The 15389-nt window shown below is 68.6% G+C and carries 17 protein-coding genes; 3 read left to right on the forward strand and 14 right to left on the reverse strand.

Translation table 11 applies throughout. The features are described from left to right. Positions 1 to 31: 31 nt before the first annotated feature. From tsf to ACFVWR_RS09080, 3 genes are all read right to left on the reverse strand, one after another. Complete coding sequence (gene tsf / locus ACFVWR_RS09070) at positions 32 to 859, reverse strand: translation elongation factor Ts (protein ID WP_387210242.1); 828 nt, start codon at positions 857 to 859, stop codon at positions 32 to 34. A 48-nt stretch (positions 860 to 907) separates the two neighbouring features. After that, a complete protein-coding gene (rpsB, locus tag ACFVWR_RS09075) occupies positions 908 to 1873 on the reverse strand; it encodes a 30S ribosomal protein S2 (protein WP_387210244.1) in 966 nt (321 codons plus the stop codon). A gap of 231 nt (positions 1874 to 2104) precedes the next feature. Then, positions 2105 to 3550, reverse strand: a complete 1446-nt coding sequence (locus ACFVWR_RS09080; RefSeq protein WP_387210310.1) for a sugar porter family MFS transporter — start codon at positions 3548 to 3550, stop codon at positions 2105 to 2107. A 294-nt stretch (positions 3551 to 3844) separates the two neighbouring features. Between ACFVWR_RS09080 and ACFVWR_RS09085 the strand changes: the two genes are divergently transcribed. Further along, positions 3845 to 4462, forward strand: a complete 618-nt coding sequence (locus ACFVWR_RS09085; RefSeq protein WP_387210246.1) for a murein hydrolase activator EnvC family protein — start codon at positions 3845 to 3847, stop codon at positions 4460 to 4462. Positions 4463 to 4501: 39 nt separating this feature from the next. Here ACFVWR_RS09085 and ACFVWR_RS09090 read toward each other — a convergent pair whose 3' ends face one another. The 4 genes from ACFVWR_RS09090 to ACFVWR_RS09105 all read right to left on the reverse strand — a co-directional run bounded on the left by ACFVWR_RS09090 (position 4502) and on the right by ACFVWR_RS09105 (position 8862). Next, positions 4502 to 5407 (reverse strand): tyrosine recombinase XerC, encoded by a 906-nt coding sequence (locus ACFVWR_RS09090; RefSeq protein ID WP_387210248.1) that lies wholly within the window; start codon positions 5405 to 5407, stop codon positions 4502 to 4504. 109 nt (positions 5408 to 5516) lie between these two features. Continuing rightward, a complete protein-coding gene (gene dprA, locus ACFVWR_RS09095) occupies positions 5517 to 6917 on the reverse strand; it encodes a DNA-processing protein DprA (RefSeq protein ID WP_387210250.1) in 1401 nt (466 codons plus the stop codon). Then, positions 6917 to 8506, reverse strand: coding sequence for a YifB family Mg chelatase-like AAA ATPase (locus tag ACFVWR_RS09100; protein ID WP_387210252.1), 1590 nt, complete (start codon positions 8504 to 8506; stop codon positions 6917 to 6919). The genes dprA and ACFVWR_RS09100 overlap by 1 nt, the downstream gene beginning before the upstream one ends. Continuing rightward, entirely contained in the window at positions 8506 to 8862 is a 357-nt protein-coding gene (locus tag ACFVWR_RS09105) for a YraN family protein (protein WP_387210254.1), read from the reverse strand. The genes ACFVWR_RS09100 and ACFVWR_RS09105 overlap by 1 nt, the downstream gene beginning before the upstream one ends. A 177-nt stretch (positions 8863 to 9039) precedes the next feature. Here ACFVWR_RS09105 and ACFVWR_RS09110 point away from each other — a divergent pair, with 177 nt between their 5' ends. Next, positions 9040 to 9585, forward strand: a complete 546-nt coding sequence (locus ACFVWR_RS09110; protein ID WP_387210256.1) for a YbhB/YbcL family Raf kinase inhibitor-like protein — start codon at positions 9040 to 9042, stop codon at positions 9583 to 9585. A 15-nt stretch (positions 9586 to 9600) separates the two neighbouring features. Here ACFVWR_RS09110 and ACFVWR_RS09115 read toward each other — a convergent pair whose 3' ends face one another. The 5 genes from ACFVWR_RS09115 to ACFVWR_RS09135 all read right to left on the reverse strand — a co-directional run bounded on the left by ACFVWR_RS09115 (position 9601) and on the right by ACFVWR_RS09135 (position 12492). Continuing rightward, a complete protein-coding gene (locus ACFVWR_RS09115; protein ID WP_387059588.1) occupies positions 9601 to 9924 on the reverse strand; it encodes a DUF2469 family protein in 324 nt (107 codons plus the stop codon). Between the two features lie 29 nt (positions 9925 to 9953). Continuing rightward, the gene (locus ACFVWR_RS09120) at positions 9954 to 10616 is read right to left on the reverse strand and encodes a ribonuclease HII (RefSeq protein WP_387210258.1); all 663 of its coding nucleotides are present in this window, start codon (positions 10614 to 10616) and stop codon (positions 9954 to 9956) included. Continuing rightward, the gene (gene lepB / locus ACFVWR_RS09125) at positions 10613 to 11356 is read right to left on the reverse strand and encodes a signal peptidase I (RefSeq protein ID WP_387210260.1); all 744 of its coding nucleotides are present in this window, start codon (positions 11354 to 11356) and stop codon (positions 10613 to 10615) included. The genes ACFVWR_RS09120 and lepB overlap by 4 nt, the downstream gene beginning before the upstream one ends. A gap of 99 nt (positions 11357 to 11455) precedes the next feature. Beyond that, complete coding sequence (gene rplS / locus ACFVWR_RS09130; RefSeq protein WP_055920023.1) at positions 11456 to 11803, reverse strand: 50S ribosomal protein L19; 348 nt, start codon at positions 11801 to 11803, stop codon at positions 11456 to 11458. Between the two features lie 194 nt (positions 11804 to 11997). Beyond that, positions 11998 to 12492: a hypothetical protein gene (locus ACFVWR_RS09135; RefSeq protein ID WP_387210262.1), complete on the reverse strand. Its 495-nt coding sequence runs from the start codon at positions 12490 to 12492 to the stop codon at positions 11998 to 12000. 86 nt (positions 12493 to 12578) lie between these two features. Between ACFVWR_RS09135 and map the strand changes: the two genes are divergently transcribed. Continuing rightward, positions 12579 to 13346, forward strand: coding sequence for a type I methionyl aminopeptidase (map, locus tag ACFVWR_RS09140; protein ID WP_387210264.1), 768 nt, complete (start codon positions 12579 to 12581; stop codon positions 13344 to 13346). Between the two features lie 103 nt (positions 13347 to 13449). On the opposite strand, the gene trmD is transcribed toward map, so the two are convergent. Together trmD and ACFVWR_RS09150 are read right to left on the reverse strand one after the other, a co-directional pair. Beyond that, on the reverse strand, positions 13450 to 14142 hold the full coding sequence (gene trmD, locus ACFVWR_RS09145; protein WP_387210266.1) for a tRNA (guanosine(37)-N1)-methyltransferase TrmD: 693 nt from the start codon (positions 14140 to 14142) through the stop codon (positions 13450 to 13452). Positions 14143 to 14152: 10 nt separating this feature from the next. Further along, the gene (locus tag ACFVWR_RS09150) at positions 14153 to 15340 is read right to left on the reverse strand and encodes an MFS transporter (RefSeq protein ID WP_387210312.1); all 1188 of its coding nucleotides are present in this window, start codon (positions 15338 to 15340) and stop codon (positions 14153 to 14155) included. Between the last annotated feature and the right edge of the window lie 49 nt (positions 15341 to 15389).

The following is a 15389-nucleotide window of genomic DNA, read 5'->3' on the forward strand; positions in this document are numbered from 1 at the left end:
ATGAAACGATCCGGACTCCTTCATGAGCCTGTTAGGCGCCGACCTTGAACCGGGCGAAGCCGGAGACGGTGATGCCCGCATCCTTGACCACCTGGCTGATGCTCAGCTTGTTGTCCTTCGCGTAATCCTGCTCGAGAAGGGCGACCTGCTTGAAGTACGCGCCGAGGCGACCCTCGATGATCTTCGGCAGGGCGGCCTCGGGCTTGCCCTCGTTGCGCGAGATCTCCTCGACGATGCGGCGCTCGTTCTCGACGGCCTCGGTCGGAACGTCCTCACGGGTGAGGTACTCCGGGTTGGCGAACGAGATGTGCTGCGCGATGCTGCGCGCGGTCTCCGCGTCGTCGCCGGCGTAGCCAAGCACGACACCGACCTGCGGGGGCAGGTCTTTGGAGGTCTTGTGCAGGTAGATCGCGAAGTGCTCGCCGGTCACGACGGCGATGCGGCGGAGTTCCACCTTCTCGCCGAGGATGGCGGCCTCGTCACCGATGAGCTCGGCGACGGTCTTGCCACCGGCGGGCGCGGCGAGAGCCTCGTCGACGGTCGTGGCGCCGGAGGCGCTGACCGCGTCGAGAACCTTCTCGGAGAGCGCGATGAACTTCTCGCCCTTGGCGACGAAGTCGGTCTCGCAGGCGAGCTCGATCATCGTGGCGGTCGAGCCGTTCTCCTTGGCCGCGACGAGGCCTTCGCTCGTGGAGCGGTCGGCGCGCTTGGCGTTGCCCTTCGCACCCTTCAGGCGCAGGATCTCGGTGGCCTTCTCGATGTCTCCATCGGCCTCCTCGAGCGCCTTCTTGGTGTCGACCATGCCCGTGCCGAGCTGCTCGCGCAGGGCCTTGATGTCAGCGATGCTGATGTTTGCCATGTTCGTTGAGAACCTTGTCTTTCGAAAGAAGTGGTGAAGAGAGACGGACTACTTGGCTTCGGTCTCGGCCTCGACGACTGCCTCGGTGGCGTCGTCGGTCGCGACCGCAGCGGTCTCGTCGGCGGCCTCGGTCTCGGCGACGGCTTCGGCGACTGCCTCGCCCTCGGCGACGACCTCGGCGGAGTCCGCCTCGGCCTCGGCGAGGTCGGCGTCAGCGGCCTTCTCGGTCTCGGCGCTGGCCTGAACCTCGTCGCCCGACGACTGGAGGAGCTCCTGCTCCCACTCAGCGAGCGGCTCGGTCGGCTCTGCGCCCTCTTCGGGCTTCTGGTGACGCTGGATGAGGCCCTCGGCCGCGGCGTCGGCCACGATGCGGGTGAGGAGACCGACGGAACGGATCGCGTCGTCGTTACCCGGGATCGGGTACTGGACCTCGTCGGGGTCGCAGTTGGTGTCGAGGATGCCGATGACCGGGATGCCCAGCTTCTTGGCCTCGTCGATCGCCAGGTGCTCCTTCTTGGTGTCGACCACCCAGAGCGCGCTCGGGGTCTTCGTCAGGTTGCGGATGCCGCCGAGCGACTTGTGCAGCTTGTCGAGCTCGCGCTTCTTGATGAGGAGTTCCTTCTTGGTGAAGCCACTCGTGGTGCCTTCGAAGTCGAGCTCCTCGAGCTCCTTCATGCGGGCCAGACGCTTCGACACCGTCTGGAAGTTGGTGAGGAGGCCACCGAGCCAACGCTGGTTGACGTAGGGCTGGCCGACGCGGGTCGCCTGCTCGGCGATCGCGTTCTGGGCCTGTTTCTTGGTTCCGACGAAGAGGATCGTGCCGCCGTGCGCGACGGTCTCGCGGACGAACTCGTAGGTCTTGTCGATGTACGCGAGCGACTGCTGCAGGTCGATGATGTAGCTGCCCGAGCGCTCGGTCAGGATGAATCGCTTCATCTTCGGGTTCCAGCGGCGGGTCTGGTGTCCGAAGTGGACGCCGCTGTCGAGCAGCTGGCGCATGGTTACAACGGCCATTGCCGTCTCCTGTTCTTGCATCCTCTGCCGGGCAGACGGATGCTGTTGCGGTTGACTGCAGCGACCGGGCGGCCGCCACTCCTGGTGCCCGGCACGCGCATCCGCTTCGCCGTTCGCGCGGAAGGATCCGCGTGAATTGTGAAGACCGGTGGATGCGGCGTAAGCCCGAGTGGGCACGCGTAGTCACCCCGACGAGCGGAGTGCTGCCGACAGCTTATCAGAACACGGGTGTCACGAGCGCGACTTGACGGAGTCCCCGCTGGACCTCACCTGCACCCCACGGCTCTTGCCCGAGTTGGCGAACAGCGTCTCAGCATGCTCGAGCGCCATGCCGTTGGTCTCGGGGATCTTGTAGAACACGAAGAAGAACGACAGCAGCGCGAACACGGCGTACATGCCGTACGTGAACGGCAGCGAGAAGTCCGACATCGGCGGGAAGCTCACGGTGATGAGGAAGTTCGCGATCCACTGTGCCGCGGCCGCGACACCGAGGGCCTTTCCGCGGATCTTGGTCGGGAAGATCTCACCCAGCAGCACCCAGACCAACGGGCCCCACGACGCTCCGAAGCAGACGACGAACAGGTTGGCCGCGATCAGCGCGATCGGGCCCCAGGCGCCGGGCAGGCTCACGTCTCCATCGGTCTTGACCGAGAACGCGAACGCCAACGCCATCACGCCGAGGGACAGCGTCATGCCGATCGAGCCGGTGAGCAGGATGGGGCGGCGGCCGATGCGGTCCACGAGCAGGATGGCGACGACCGTCACGACCACGTTGGTGACGGAGGTGATCACAGTGATGAGCAACGAGTTGCTCTCGGTGAATCCGACCGCCTTCCACAGGGTCGTCGAATAGTAGAAGATCACGTTGATGCCGACGAACTGCTGGAAGACCGACAGGATGATACCGATCCAGACGATGGGTTTCAGCCCGAAGCGGTCGCCGCGCAGCGTCGCCTTCAGGCCTTCCTTGTCTTCGGCGATCGAGTTCTCGATGTCCTTGATCTGACGGTCGATGTCGCTCTCCGGCACGAGCGTCGAGAAGATCTCCCGCGCCTCGTCATGCTTGCCGGTCGCGAGCAGGAACCGGGGCGACTCCGGCAACGTAAAGGCCAGGATGCCGTATACCACCGACGGGATGACGCCCACCAGGAACATCCACCGCCAGGCCTCGAGGCCGAGCCACAGCTGGTCGGATGCCGAACCCGCGACGCCCGCGAGCAGGGCGTCGGACAGCAGGGCCACGAAGATACCGATCGTGATCGCGAGCTGCTGCAGCGATGCCAGACCGCCGCGGCGCTGCTTCGGCGCAATCTCCGCGATGTACGCCGGAGCGACCACCGACGCGATGCCGATGCCGAGACCACCGATGACGCGCCACAGGCCGAGGTCCCACACCGAGAAGGCCAGGCCGGCGCCGATCGAGCTGATGAAGAACAGACCGGCGCCCAGGAACATCACTTTCAGGCGTCCCCAGCGGTCGGCGAGGCGTCCCGCGACGTAGGCGCCGAGCGCGCAGCCGAGCAGCGCGATGGCCACCACGAAGCCCTTGACGAAGGCGTTCAGCGCGAAATGCTGCTGGATGGAGTCGACCGCACCGTTGACCACGGACGAGTCGAAACCGAAGAGGAAGCCGCCGACCGCCGCAGCGATCGCGAGCCCTGTCGCCTTGCGTCGCATCGACGCGCTGTACTTCGGGACGCTCTCAGAGCTGTTCACCGCGGATGAGCTGTTCTGTTCAGACATGGAAGACCTTTGCAGTTGTGTGTGCGGATCCGCGGGCGGTGGATGAGCGTCGCGGGCGACCGGCAGCACACACGTTACTCCGCAGAGACTCCCAGGCAAGGCATCGGCTCGGAAGGTCGCGTGTCGCTCTCCACAGTCGCGCTGACGCCGGCGCCGTCCACAGATTCGCGGGCAGCCGATCGTCGGCCCCGCGCCCGGGGGCAGGGTGGTCACGAGGGGGCGGTGAGGATGGTGGATCGGAAGCTGGGCCGGCGTCGGCGTCGGCGTCGACGCTCGGGGCGACGGCGAGCGTTCGCCGGACGAGCGGTGGTCGCCGTGCTCGTGGCGTCGGCAACGGTGGTGTCGGAGGGCCCGGGCGCGTACGCGGCGGCCACGCTCCTGGAGCCGGCGGAATCGCAGGCGACCATCGATCAGAGCGTGCCCGTGCCCGACCGGCGCTGGAACTGGCCTCTCCGGCCCCCGGTTGTCGCGCGGGGCTTCGAAGCACCGGCCACGCCATACGCAGCGGGACATCGGGGCATCGACCTGGCGGCGGCCTCCGGCGCGGCCGTCGCGGCTCCGGCCGCAGCGACCGTCCGCTTCGCCGGCGTCGTCGTCGACCGTCCCGTGCTCACGCTGGATCACGGCTCCGGCGTGCTGTCGAGCTACGAGCCGTTGGCATCGAGCCTCGCCGTCGGCGAGACCGTCTCGACCGGGCAGCCGATCGGAACGGTGGCCGCCGGGGGCCACTGCGGCACCGCCTGCCTCCACATCGGTGTCCGAGTCGACGGCGCTTACGTGTCGCCGCTGCTTTTCTTCGATCGCGTGCCCCGGGCTGTTCTTCTCCCCCTCGGCCGGCCCGGATGACGTGCCGACGTCACCAGGACGCGCCCGACGTTGCTGTGGTCAGGCGCGCGGGTGGGCGATCCGGTAGCTCTCTCTGAGGCGTTCTGTGGAGACGTGGGTGTAGATCTGGGTCGTGCCCATGCTGGCGTGGCCGAGCAGTTCTTGAACCGCCCGCAGGTCCGCGCCGCCGTCGAGCAGGTGGGTCGCAGCGGTGTGACGCAACGCGTGCGGCCCCGCCGGACCTCCGCCCGGGATGTCTGCGAGCAGCCCGGCGACCAGCTGGTACACCGCGCGGCTCCCCCAGCGTCCGCCCCGGGCTCCGAGAAACAGCGCCGCACCGGAGCGCGCGGTCGCGAGTCGCGGCCGCGCGGTTCGGAGGTAGGAGACGACGGCGTCTTTCGCGGGCACCCCGAACGGCACCACCCGTTCTTTCGAGCCTTTGCCGAGCACCCTGACCGTGAGTCGTTCGAGGTCGACATCGTCGACGTCGAGCCCGGTCAATTCCGACACCCGGATGCCCGACGCGTACAGCAGTTCGATCACGGCGAGGTCCCTGGCTTCTTCCGGGCCGCCCTCCGCCGCTTTGGCCGCCAGCGCATCCAGCAGCCCGGACATCTGGGCTCGATTGACCACCCGAGGGAGCGTCTTGTCGGGTTTCGGCGACCGGAGCCGCGCGGCGGGGTCGACCTGACCTCCCGCTTCCCGAGTGGCCCACGAGCTGAACCCCCTCGCGGACGCCGAACGGCGGGCGAGCGTCGCTTTCGAAACGCCGTTCTGCGCCGCGTGCCAGAGCCAGTCGCGAAGGAGGTCGAGGGTCAGCCCCTCCGTGTCGACGATCTGGCGCCCCTCCGCGAACGTGCTCAGGGCATGGAGGTCGGAGCGGTAGGCCCGCACCGTTTGCGGCGAGTATCCGCGCTCGACCGTGAGGTGCACGGTGTACGCCTCGATCGCACGGTGAAACTCCACCCTCCCAGACTGCCCCGCCGCGTCCGCTTTCTCTGTAGCGACCCACCGCGTGCGGAGCGGACTGGGCTCGGGCTCGGGCTCGGCTCGGGCTCGGGCTCGGGCTCGGGCTCTAGCTTTCCCGCGGCCGGAGCTTGCGCCATCCGTCGTCGCGTTCGCCGGCCAGCCGCTCGAGCTCCAGGTAGCCCAGAACCGAGCTCGTCTCGCGCTCGGACATCCCGGCGCGCGCCGCAACGTCGCGCACGGACCGCGCCGACCGATACGCCAGCGCGTCGAGCACGCGCACGCTCGCGCCCCGCTCGCCTCCTCCCCCCACCGTGTCGCTGGGGCCGCTCGCACCCGGCTCCCCCTGCTCTGCGCGGTCGGCGGTGCCCTCGGGGATGAGTGCTGACGGCTCGCCCAGCCCGACACCAGCGAGCTCGGCCATCTCCGCCGCCGACGTAACACAGGCGGCGCCGAACTCTTGGATGAGCCGATGGCATCCGGCCGAGGCCGGCGAGGTCACCGGACCGGGTACGGCTCCGAGTGGCCGGCCGATCGCCGCAGCGTGCGCGGCCGTGTTGAGCGAACCCGACCGCCGCCCGGCCTCGATGACGACGGTGGCCCGACTCGCCGCCGCGATGAGCCTGTTGCGCTGGAGGAAGCGCCATTTCGTGGGCGAGGAGCCGCACGGCAACTCCCCCATCAGCAGACCGGTCTGAGCGATACGGGTGAGCAAGTCGTTGTGGCCAGACGGATACAGTCTGTCCACGCCGCCCGCCAGGAACGCGATCGTCGTCTGCTCACTTGCCAGAGTCGCCCGGTGTGCGGCCCCGTCGATCCCGTAGGCGCCGCCGGAGACGACGGCGAAGCCTCGGTCGGCGAGCCCGGCGGCGGACTCCATGGCGACATGCTCGCCGTACCCTGTCGACGCTCGGGCGCCGACGAGCGCGATCGAGCGATTCACCGCTCGCAGACCGGACGGGTCTCCCCGGAACCACAGCCCCAAAGGCGCGCCATCGCCGAGATCGGGGAGCCCGGTCGGCCACAGCGCGTCGTGCGGGGTCACGAACATCGCTCCGACGTGCGCGGCCGACTCGAGTGCCGCGCGGGCCGTTCGTAGCGAGAGCCTCGGCGTCCAGCGCTGCAGCGCCTCGTCGATCCGCTCCACCGCGGTCAGCGCAGCGCCCCTTCGTTTCGCCGACCGGCTCGCCGGGGAAGACCGCCCCGAATCCTCCGGCCGCCCCGAGATCGACGTCTCGGTCGCGGGGTCGACCTCGCTCAGAGCGCTCAGCACACGCGCGGCCGACCAGCGTTCGACGATCGCGGTCAAGGCTGCGGCCGCGCCAAGGGTTCCCACCACGAGGGCGGCGTCGGTATCGCCAGGCTCTGCGAGCGTGGTGAACGCGGCGGTGGCGAACCGACGGGCGATGTCATCGTGCGACGCGGTGTCGACATGCGCTTCGAGTTCCGCCGGCGTGACCGGCGTGAGAAGTTCGACCAGTTCAGCGGAGCCCAGTGTCAGGTACCCCATCACGCCATCCCCCGTCGCAGATAGAGCGCGACGCCCACGTGGTGCGAGGTCGGTACGGTCGCGCCATCCAGGTCGGCGACCGTCCAGGCCAGCCGCAAGGTGCGGTCGTAGCCCCGCATCGTGAGCGCTCCCCGTTCGAGTGCGCGGTCGAGTGCGGATGTCGTCGCCGGTGGGAGCCTGTTGCCGCGCTCGCGGAGCCAGCTGCCCGTGACATCCGCATTGCGTGCCCAGGGCGTCTGTGCCAACCGCTCCGCGGCGGCCCCTCGAGCGGCGACGACGCGAGCACGCGTGGCGAGACTGGAGCGCGCAAGGCCCGCCTCGCCGGTCGAGCGCTGCGCCGCCGCCGACTCTCCTCCCGACCCACGCGCGCCTCGTAGCGCGGCGATGCTCACTCGCCGCACCGACAGCCGGATGTCGACCCGATCCAGAAGCGGCCCCGACAGCTTCGCGAGGTACCTGCGCCGGGCGATGGGCGTGCACGTGCACTCGTCGTCGGCGGACCCGTAGCGCCCGCACGGGCATGGATTCGCAGCGAGCACGAGCTGGAAGCGCGCCGGAAAGGTGGCGGTTCCGCTCGCGCGATGGATGGTGATCGACCCCGATTCGAGGGGTTGCCTGAGCGCATCCAGCACCCCCGACGGGAACTCGGCCGCTTCGTCGAGGAACAGCACGCCGTGGGATGCACGAACGATGGCGCCGGGAACGATGCGGGTGGAGCCGCCACCCACCAGAGCGACGGGAGACGCGGTGTGATGCGGTGCTTCGAACGGCGGGCGGCGGATGAGCTCGCGGCCGATGTACGCACCGGACAGCGAGCGCACCGACGTCACCTCCAGCGCCTCCTGGTCTGTGAGGTCGGGCAGGATCGTCGGGAGCCGGGCGGCGATCATGGTCTTGCCTGCACCGGGCGGCCCGACCATCGAAACGTGGTGGCCTCCTGCCGCTGCGACGACGAGAGCCTCGACGACCTCCTCGTTGCCCACGACGTCCGAGAGGTCGGGCTGCGGTCGCGTCTCCGGCTGTTCGACCGACTCCCCGACGACGATCGCCGGCTCGGGGTCGTCGGCGGGCGCGAGATCGCTGCCGTGCCAGATCGCCGCCTGACGGAGCGATGAGACGGCGGTCACCTCGATGCCGTCGACCAAACGCGCTTCGTCGGCGTTGATCTCGGGGACCATCACCCTCTCGAAGCCGGCCGTGCGCGCGGCGACGACCGCGGGCAGGATGCCGGGAACAGGGCGCAGGCGACCGTCGAGTCCGAGTTCCCCGAGGTGCACGACCTTGGCGGCCGATGCGCCGGAGATGTCGCCGGCCGCCGCGAGTGCCGCGACGGCGATGGCCAGGTCGAAGGCAGAGCCCTGCTTACGCAGGGCGGCCGGCGACAGGTTGATCGTCAGCTTGCGCTGGGTCAGCGGGCACCCGGAGTTCACCGCGGCGGCGACGACCCGCTTTCTCGATTCGCCGAGGGCGGTGTCGGGCAGCCCGATGAGCACGAACGCGGGAAGACCCGCCGCGATGTCGGCTTCGACCTCGACCAGCTCTCCTCGCAATCCGTTGAGGGCGACGGCGTAGGTGCGCGCGAGCGACATCAGGCGATCGCCTTGAGGTGCTCGACCTGCGGGTTGGCGCTCCAGGCGTCGACCACGGCGATCGCATCCACGCGGATCTCCGCCACCCCCGAATCGTGGCGTCGGCACCACTCGACCGACAGCTGGCGCAACCGCCGAGCCTTGGCAGGGGTGATCGCCTCGAAGGGGTGCCCGTAGGCCACGGAGGTGCGCGTCTTCACCTCGGCGAAGACCGTGACCTCCGCGCGCCTCAGCACGAGGTCGAGCTCCCCGATAGGGCACCGCCAATTGCGATCGAGCACCTCGTAGCCATGCCGTTCGAACCAGGCGGCCGCGACTGCCTCGCCACGCCGCCCCAAATCGTCTTTCGCTGCCATGTTTCCCTCCGAGACCAGGATCCGGCCCTGGAATGGCAGTGGGAGCGAGGGAGCAACGATCCGTGGAGAACGCGCGCCCGTGTTCGGCTGTGGAGGAGGGTGCGGACAGGGCGTTCAGCCGATGCCACACCCCGGCACGGTAGGTTCTTCGGCGAACCTCAACAGAATCGGAGTGCGATGCGCATCCTCGGCCGCCTTCTGGCGAATCGCCGCGCGGGAGAGAACACTCTCGCCTGGCACACCTCCGGGCTCGAAGCGCCCGGCACCATCGAGCTCACCAGCACCGACTTCACCGACGGCTCCGCGATGCCGCAGCGCACAGCGGGCAAGCCGATCGGCGACAACGTCTCCCCTGCCCTGGCGTGGAGCGCCGTGCCGAGCGCCTGCAAGGAGCTCGTGCTCATCGTGGAAGACGCGGATGTACCCTTCTCAAGCCCCATCACGCACGCCGCATCCCGTCTTGATCCCGCGATCGTCGCACTCGCGCCGGGCGACCTCAACGACGGAGGGCCGCACGGCGCCGCTCGAGCCCAGTTCGGCCGTCGCGGCTACCACGGACCCCGGCCCATCCCCGGCCACGGGCCGCACGCATACGTGTTCCAGCTCTTCGCCCTGGACATCCGCATCCCCGGCGACGACTCGCTGAGCCCCGCGACCGTCGTCGAAGCGATGCGCGGGCACGTCATAGCCCGCGGACGCCTGACCGGCACCTACGAGCGCTGAGGCAGCGCGGAGCGCCTATTCGTCGAGCGCCAGCTCTTTCGGAAGCTCGAACTCTTTGCTCGAGAGCTCCTCGATGTTCACGTCTTTGAACGTGAGCACGCGCACCGACTTCACGAAGCGGTCGGAACGATAGACATCCCAGACCCACACGTCGTTCATCGTCAGTTCGAAGTAGAAGTCGTGCTCGGTGTCCCGGCGGACGAACTCCACCTCGTTCGCGAGGTAGAAGCGGCGCTCGGTCTCGATCACATACTTGAACTGCGAGACGACGTCTCGATATTCGCGGTACAAAGCCAACTCGACCTCGCGGTCGTAGTCGTCGAACTCATCATCATCCATCGTTCGACAAGTCTATGCCGGAGTTCGGCTCATGTCGGCATGGCGAGCATCGATGCTTCCTTCAGCCAGGTCAGCCGGTGGAGCGCACTCGGCCCGAGCTCGGCGATCGCGTCGAAATGGGCCCGGCTCGAATATCCCTTGTTCGACGCCCAGCCGTAGCCCGGGTAGTCGACGTCGTGCGCGATCATCATGCGGTCGCGATGCACTTTGGCGATCACGGATGCCGCCGACACGGACGCGCAGTCCCTGTCAGCTTTGATCTTCGTCACCACGCGCGCCGGCCTGTCGAGCGCGGGGTTGAGGTAGTCGTAGTTGCCGTCGAGGATGAGGGTGCTCTGCGAGATCTCGGCACCGCCTTGCTCCAGCTGAGCGAGAGCGCGCGCGCCGGCCAGGCCGAGACAGCGCATGATGCCGAGCGAGTCGACCTCCGCCGCCGAGGCGAGCCCGACCGCCGAGTGCAGCACCCATTTGCGGCAGAGCGGTTCGAGCGCCTCGCGTGCGGGTTCGAGCAGCAGCTTGGAGTCGCGCAGGCCGACAGGGATCCGCTTCACGCTCGTGTCGATGACGACCATGCCGACGGCGACAGGACCGGCGAGCGCTCCTCGCCCGACCTCGTCGCAGGCGACGATGGAGGTGACGCCCTCGCGATAGAGCGACTTCTCGAAACGGAGCGTGGGGCTGATCGGCGTCATCGGTCGTCCTCCACCCCGCGGAACACCTCGGGATAGTTGTCGAGCCAGGTCCAGCGGTCGACCGGCCAGCTGATCACGAAGGCGCGACCGACCACGTGGTCGATGGGCACGAATCCTCTGCCCGGCAGGTTCTGGTTGCGTGACGAGTCTTGCGAGTTGTAGCGGTTGTCGCCCATCACCCAGAGCTCGCCTTTCGGCACCGTGACGTCGAAGTCGAGCGTCGCCGCCTTCGACTGTCCCGGAGGAACGAGGATGTACGGCTCTTTGAGCGGGGACCCGTTGACCGAGATCTGTCCGAGCGTGTTGCAGCACGTCACGTGATCGCCCGGCAGTCCGATCACGCGCTTGATGAGGTGGTCGTTGCTGTCGGCGGCGGAGAGCCCGATGAACGTCAGCGCGCTGTCGACCGCCGCGGCGATCGGGTTCTGGTTCGAGGGCGGTTGTGGAGGCAGCCAGCCTCCCGGGTCGCGGAAGACGACGACGTCGCCCCGGCTGATCGGCACCAGGCCGGGCTCCAGTTCGTTGACGATGATGCGGTCATTGACCTGCAGCGTGTTCTCCATCGACGCCGAGGGGATGTAGAACGACCTGACGACGAACGTCTTGATGAGGAACGACACCAGAACGGCGACGACGAAGATGATGAGGATGTCACGGATGAACCGTCCCGTGCTGCGGCGCGCGCGTCGCCTGTTGTTCGCCACCCTGTCCGTTCGGGTGGGCACTGATTCTTCCGTCATTTAACCGCCTGAGCTCCCGGTCCAGTGTAAAGGACGGGGAGCTCAGGGACGGCTGTCGAGCAGCCGCGAGTCGAAGGCGTCGCGCCGGAGCGCGGGGCCTTAGTTGTCGCGCTTCTCTTTGATCTTCGCCTTCTTGCCGCGAAGCTCGCGGAGGTAGTACAGCTTGGCGCGGCGGACGTCGCCGCGGGTGACGACCTCGATGTGGTCGATGACCGGCGAGTGCACCGGGAAGGTACGCTCGACGCCGACCTGGAAGCTCACCTTGCGAACCGTGAAGGTCTCGCGGACGCCTTCGCCCGAACGGCCGATGACGACGCCCTGGAAGACCTGGATACGAGAGCGGCTTCCCTCGATGATGTTGACGTGGACTTTGACGGTGTCACCGGCGCGGAAGGCCGGGATGTCCTGCTTCAGTGAAGCTGCATCCACCTGGTCGAGAATGTGCATTGCTCGTTCGCTCTCTGTACCCGCCACAGGTCGAGGACGGACTTGGGGCACTGACGCACGCGTGCGCCGGGCCGGATTATCGGTTATGGGGTGTCCGCGAGAAGTGCTGACTCCCCTGTGGCAGAGTCTGGCCGCGGCACAAACAACAATTCTGCCATGAACCGTGCGCCTTTACCAAAGCGCCCTCGCCGCGGTCAGTCGTCGTCGCGTCTTTCCTCGACGACGATGTACTCGATCGCCTCACCCGACGGGGCCGGCGGGCGCCGCACCTGCTGGGGCTGCGCCGCGCGTTCGTACGCCTCGAAGGTCTGCTTCACGCGCATCCTGGCCTCGGTGACGAGTTCCCAGAGCGACACCCAGAAGGTGGCGAGTCCGAGCAGGATGCCCAGCACGGCGACCCAGTTGGAGACGCCGTCGATGAAGCAGCCGAACACGACGATCGACGCGTGCCACGCGGTGAGCAGCCCGACGTCGTACCAGGAGACGGCGCGGGCGTCGCGCACGGTCTTCCGCGCCGCGATGATGCCGCCGATGGCTAGCTGTGCGATGAAGAGGATGGGGCAGATGATGAGCAGCCCGACGAACGCCCAGCCGCTCGGGTGGAAGACGGCCCAGCCGATCAGCAGCCAGACAGGCAGCACGACGGCGGACGGGAAGAGCCACCAATAGAACGCCTTGCGGATGAACACGCGATCAGCGTATCCGGGCCCGGCTGTGTGGCGGCTGCGGGTTCGCCGTGGGCGTGAAAAGCTGTGCTCTGAGAGAAGGAGATCGCGTGATCGAGTTGAGGACCCCCGCCGAGATCGAGCAGATGCGGCCGGCCGGCCGGTTCGTGGCCGATGTGCTGAGGCAGACGGCCGCCGCTGCGAAGGTGGGCACGAACCTGCTCGAGCTGGATGCGCTGGCCCACGACCTCATCCGGGAGGCCGGAGCGGAGTCGTGCTACATCGACTACCACCCGTCGTTCGGTGCGAGCCCGTTCGGCAAGGTCATCTGCACCTCGGTGAACGACGCGGTGCTGCACGGGCTCCCGCACGACTACCGGCTGCGCGACGGAGACCTTCTGAGCCTGGACTTCGCGGCCTCCGTCGACGGCTGGGTCGCGGATTCGGCGATCAGCCTGGTGGTGGGCGCGGCACGCGACGAGGATCTGCGCCTCATCGACACCACTCGGCGGGCCCTGTCGGCGGGGATCGCCGCCGCTCGCCCCGGCGGCAAGATCGGCGACATCTCGGCGGCCATCGCCGCCGTCGCCAGAGCCGAAGGGTACGAGATCAACACACAGTTCGGCGGGCATGGCGTCGGCCGCACGATGCACGGCGACCCGCACGTGCCGAACGACGGCCGCGCCGGCCGCGGCTATCCCCTGCGGGCCGGGCTCGTGATCGCGATCGAGCCCTGGTTTCTGCAGACGACCGACGAGATCTTCACCGACCCCGACGGCTGGACGCTGCGCAGCGCCGACGGCTCGCGAGGTGCGCACTCGGAGCACACGATCGCCATCACCGACGCCGACCCGATCGTGCTCACGGCTCGCGACTGACGCGCGGCGCGCTCGTCGCAAGCCATCGAGGGGTCCCGACACGCCGTTACACGGGTGCATGTAACGGCGAGTCGGGACCCCTCGATGCGGTTCAGGCGGGGCGTCAGGCGGGCGGAAGGAGATCGGGACGCACGCGACGGGTGCGCTCGAGCTGCTGGTCGCGGCGCCAGGCGGCGATCGCTCCGTGATTGCCGGAGAGCAGGATGGGCGGCACCTCGCGGTCGCGCCACACGGCGGGCTTGGTGTAGCTCGGGTATTCGAGCAGGCCGTCCTCGTGGGATTCCTGCACCAGGCTCTCCGGGTTGCCGACCACACCAGGGATGAGCCGGCCGATCGCCTCGATCATCGCCATCGTCGCCACCTCTCCCCCGTTGAGCACGTAGTCGCCGATGCTCATCAACCGCACGCGGGCGCGGGATGCGGTGTCGTCGACCACGCGCTGGTCGATGCCCTCGTAGCGTCCGCATCCGAAGACCAGGTGCTGCTCTGCGGCGAGCTCGCGCGCGATCGACTGGGTGAACACCTCTCCCGCGGGCGACGGGAAGATCACCACCGGATCTCCGGGGCCCGCCGGCAGCACCTCGTCGAGCGCATCCCCCCACGGCTCGGGCTTCATCACCATGCCGGCGCCGCCGCCGTACGGAGTGTCGTCGACCGTCCGATGCCGGTCGTGCGTGTGGTCGCGAAGGTTGTGCACGCCGAGATCGATGATGCCCGACTGGCGGGCTTTGCCGAGCAGCGAGATGTCGAGCACATCGAAGAACTCGGGGAAGATCGTGACGATGTCGATGCGCATGTCAGAAATTCTAGGGGCGCTGCAGCACCTCGACCGGCACGGCGCCGAGCTCGCTGTCCTTCGGGACGAGCGGTGTCGCGATGGCCGGCGCCAGAGCGACGATGGCGAAGGCGAACGGGAATCCGACGAGAGTGACGAGACCGCCGACGGCGGGCCCGACCACCGACGCGGCCAGGAACTGGCCGGTGTTCTGGGCGCCGAGCGCCCGCCCCGACCAGAACGGCCCGGCGATCTCCGCGACCGAGGTGTACGCGAGACCGTTGTCGGCGACGGTCACGATCGCCGCGACGATGAGGATCGCCGCCGCCCACGCCATCCCCAGCGCTCCCGCTGCACTCATCAGGAGCATCACCGCCACGGCAACGACGGACACCCAGCGCAACGGCCTCAGATGGCTGCCCACCCGATCGCTCAGCAGGCCGACCCCGATGCGACCGAGCGCTCCCGCGAACTGGCTCGCGCCGATGACGAGGCCGGCGGCGAGTGGGCTGGCGTGCAGTTCGGTGACCAGCCACACGAGCCCGAAGGTCGAGATCGTGAACTGAGGGATCACCAGCAGCATCGAGACCACATGGATGCGCCAGAGCAGCGACGACGACCGGTACGGGTGCCAGGCCGCCTGCGGGTGCGCGTCTCCGCCGTCGACTCGGCGCGGTGGGCGCGGAGGGTCGACGATCCCGAGCGCGCACAGCACGGCCGACACCGCGCAGAGCACGGCGGGAACGACGAGCGCCGCCGCTATCCCGCCCGACGCCGCCAGCTGCGGGATGGTGAGCGCCGCGACCGCGACGCCGAGCGGCTGGCACATCTGCCGGATGCCCATCGCGAGACCGCGACGCTCTTTGGGGAACCAGCCGATGACGACGCGGCCGCTGGCCGCGTTCGGGCTCGCCGACGCCATGCCGCCGATCAGGAACAGAGCGCCCAGGCTGATGTAGTCGCTGGCGAACATCGCCGCGAAGGCGGCGATGGCCGTGATGGCGAGTCCGGACGCGATCACCCAGCGCTCGCCGATGCGGTCGGTGAGCGCTCCCCACGCGATGAGCGTGATGACGAGTCCCAGGGTCGGCGCGGACGCCAGCAGACCGGCCTGGCCGAGCGAGAGCCCGCGCTCCGTGTGCAGCAACGGGATGAGGAAGGCCGGCGTGCTCACGAAGACGGTCGAGCTGGCTTGGGCGATCACGCCGAACGACAGCATCAGCCACGGGCGGGGCCGGCGCGCTATGGTGGAGGACACGCGGTATACC

It is taken from the genome of Leifsonia sp. NPDC058292 (assembly GCF_042880955.1).
GTDB lineage: Bacteria > Actinomycetota > Actinomycetes > Actinomycetales > Microbacteriaceae > Leifsonia.

Bases quoted from the DNA above. Each gene is read 5' to 3' on its own strand.
- tsf (WP_387210242.1), bottom strand. From the start codon at position 859: ATGGCAAACATCAGCATCGCTGACATCAAGGCCCTGCGCGAGCAGCTC.
- rpsB (WP_387210244.1), bottom strand. From the start codon at position 1,873: ATGGCCGTTGTAACCATGCGCCAGCTGCTCGACAGCGGCGTCCACTTC.
- ACFVWR_RS09080 (WP_387210310.1), bottom strand. From the start codon at position 3,550: ATGCGACGCAAGGCGACAGGGCTCGCGATCGCTGCGGCGGTCGGCGGC.
- ACFVWR_RS09085 (WP_387210246.1), top strand. From the start codon at position 3,845: ATGGTGGATCGGAAGCTGGGCCGGCGTCGGCGTCGGCGTCGACGCTCG.
- dprA (WP_387210250.1), bottom strand. From the start codon at position 6,917: ATGGGGTACCTGACACTGGGCTCCGCTGAACTGGTCGAACTTCTCACG.
- ACFVWR_RS09100 (WP_387210252.1), bottom strand. From the start codon at position 8,506: ATGTCGCTCGCGCGCACCTACGCCGTCGCCCTCAACGGATTGCGAGGA.
- ACFVWR_RS09105 (WP_387210254.1), bottom strand. From the start codon at position 8,862: ATGGCAGCGAAAGACGATTTGGGGCGGCGTGGCGAGGCAGTCGCGGCC.
- ACFVWR_RS09110 (WP_387210256.1), top strand. From the start codon at position 9,040: ATGCGCATCCTCGGCCGCCTTCTGGCGAATCGCCGCGCGGGAGAGAAC.
- ACFVWR_RS09115 (WP_387059588.1), bottom strand. From the start codon at position 9,924: ATGGATGATGATGAGTTCGACGACTACGACCGCGAGGTCGAGTTGGCT.
- ACFVWR_RS09120 (WP_387210258.1), bottom strand. From the start codon at position 10,616: ATGACGCCGATCAGCCCCACGCTCCGTTTCGAGAAGTCGCTCTATCGC.
- lepB (WP_387210260.1), bottom strand. From the start codon at position 11,356: ATGACGGAAGAATCAGTGCCCACCCGAACGGACAGGGTGGCGAACAAC.
- rplS (WP_055920023.1), bottom strand. From the start codon at position 11,803: ATGCACATTCTCGACCAGGTGGATGCAGCTTCACTGAAGCAGGACATC.
- trmD (WP_387210266.1), bottom strand. From the start codon at position 14,142: ATGCGCATCGACATCGTCACGATCTTCCCCGAGTTCTTCGATGTGCTC.
- ACFVWR_RS09150 (WP_387210312.1), bottom strand. From the start codon at position 15,340: ATGCTGTCGTTCGGCGTGATCGCCCAAGCCAGCTCGACCGTCTTCGTG.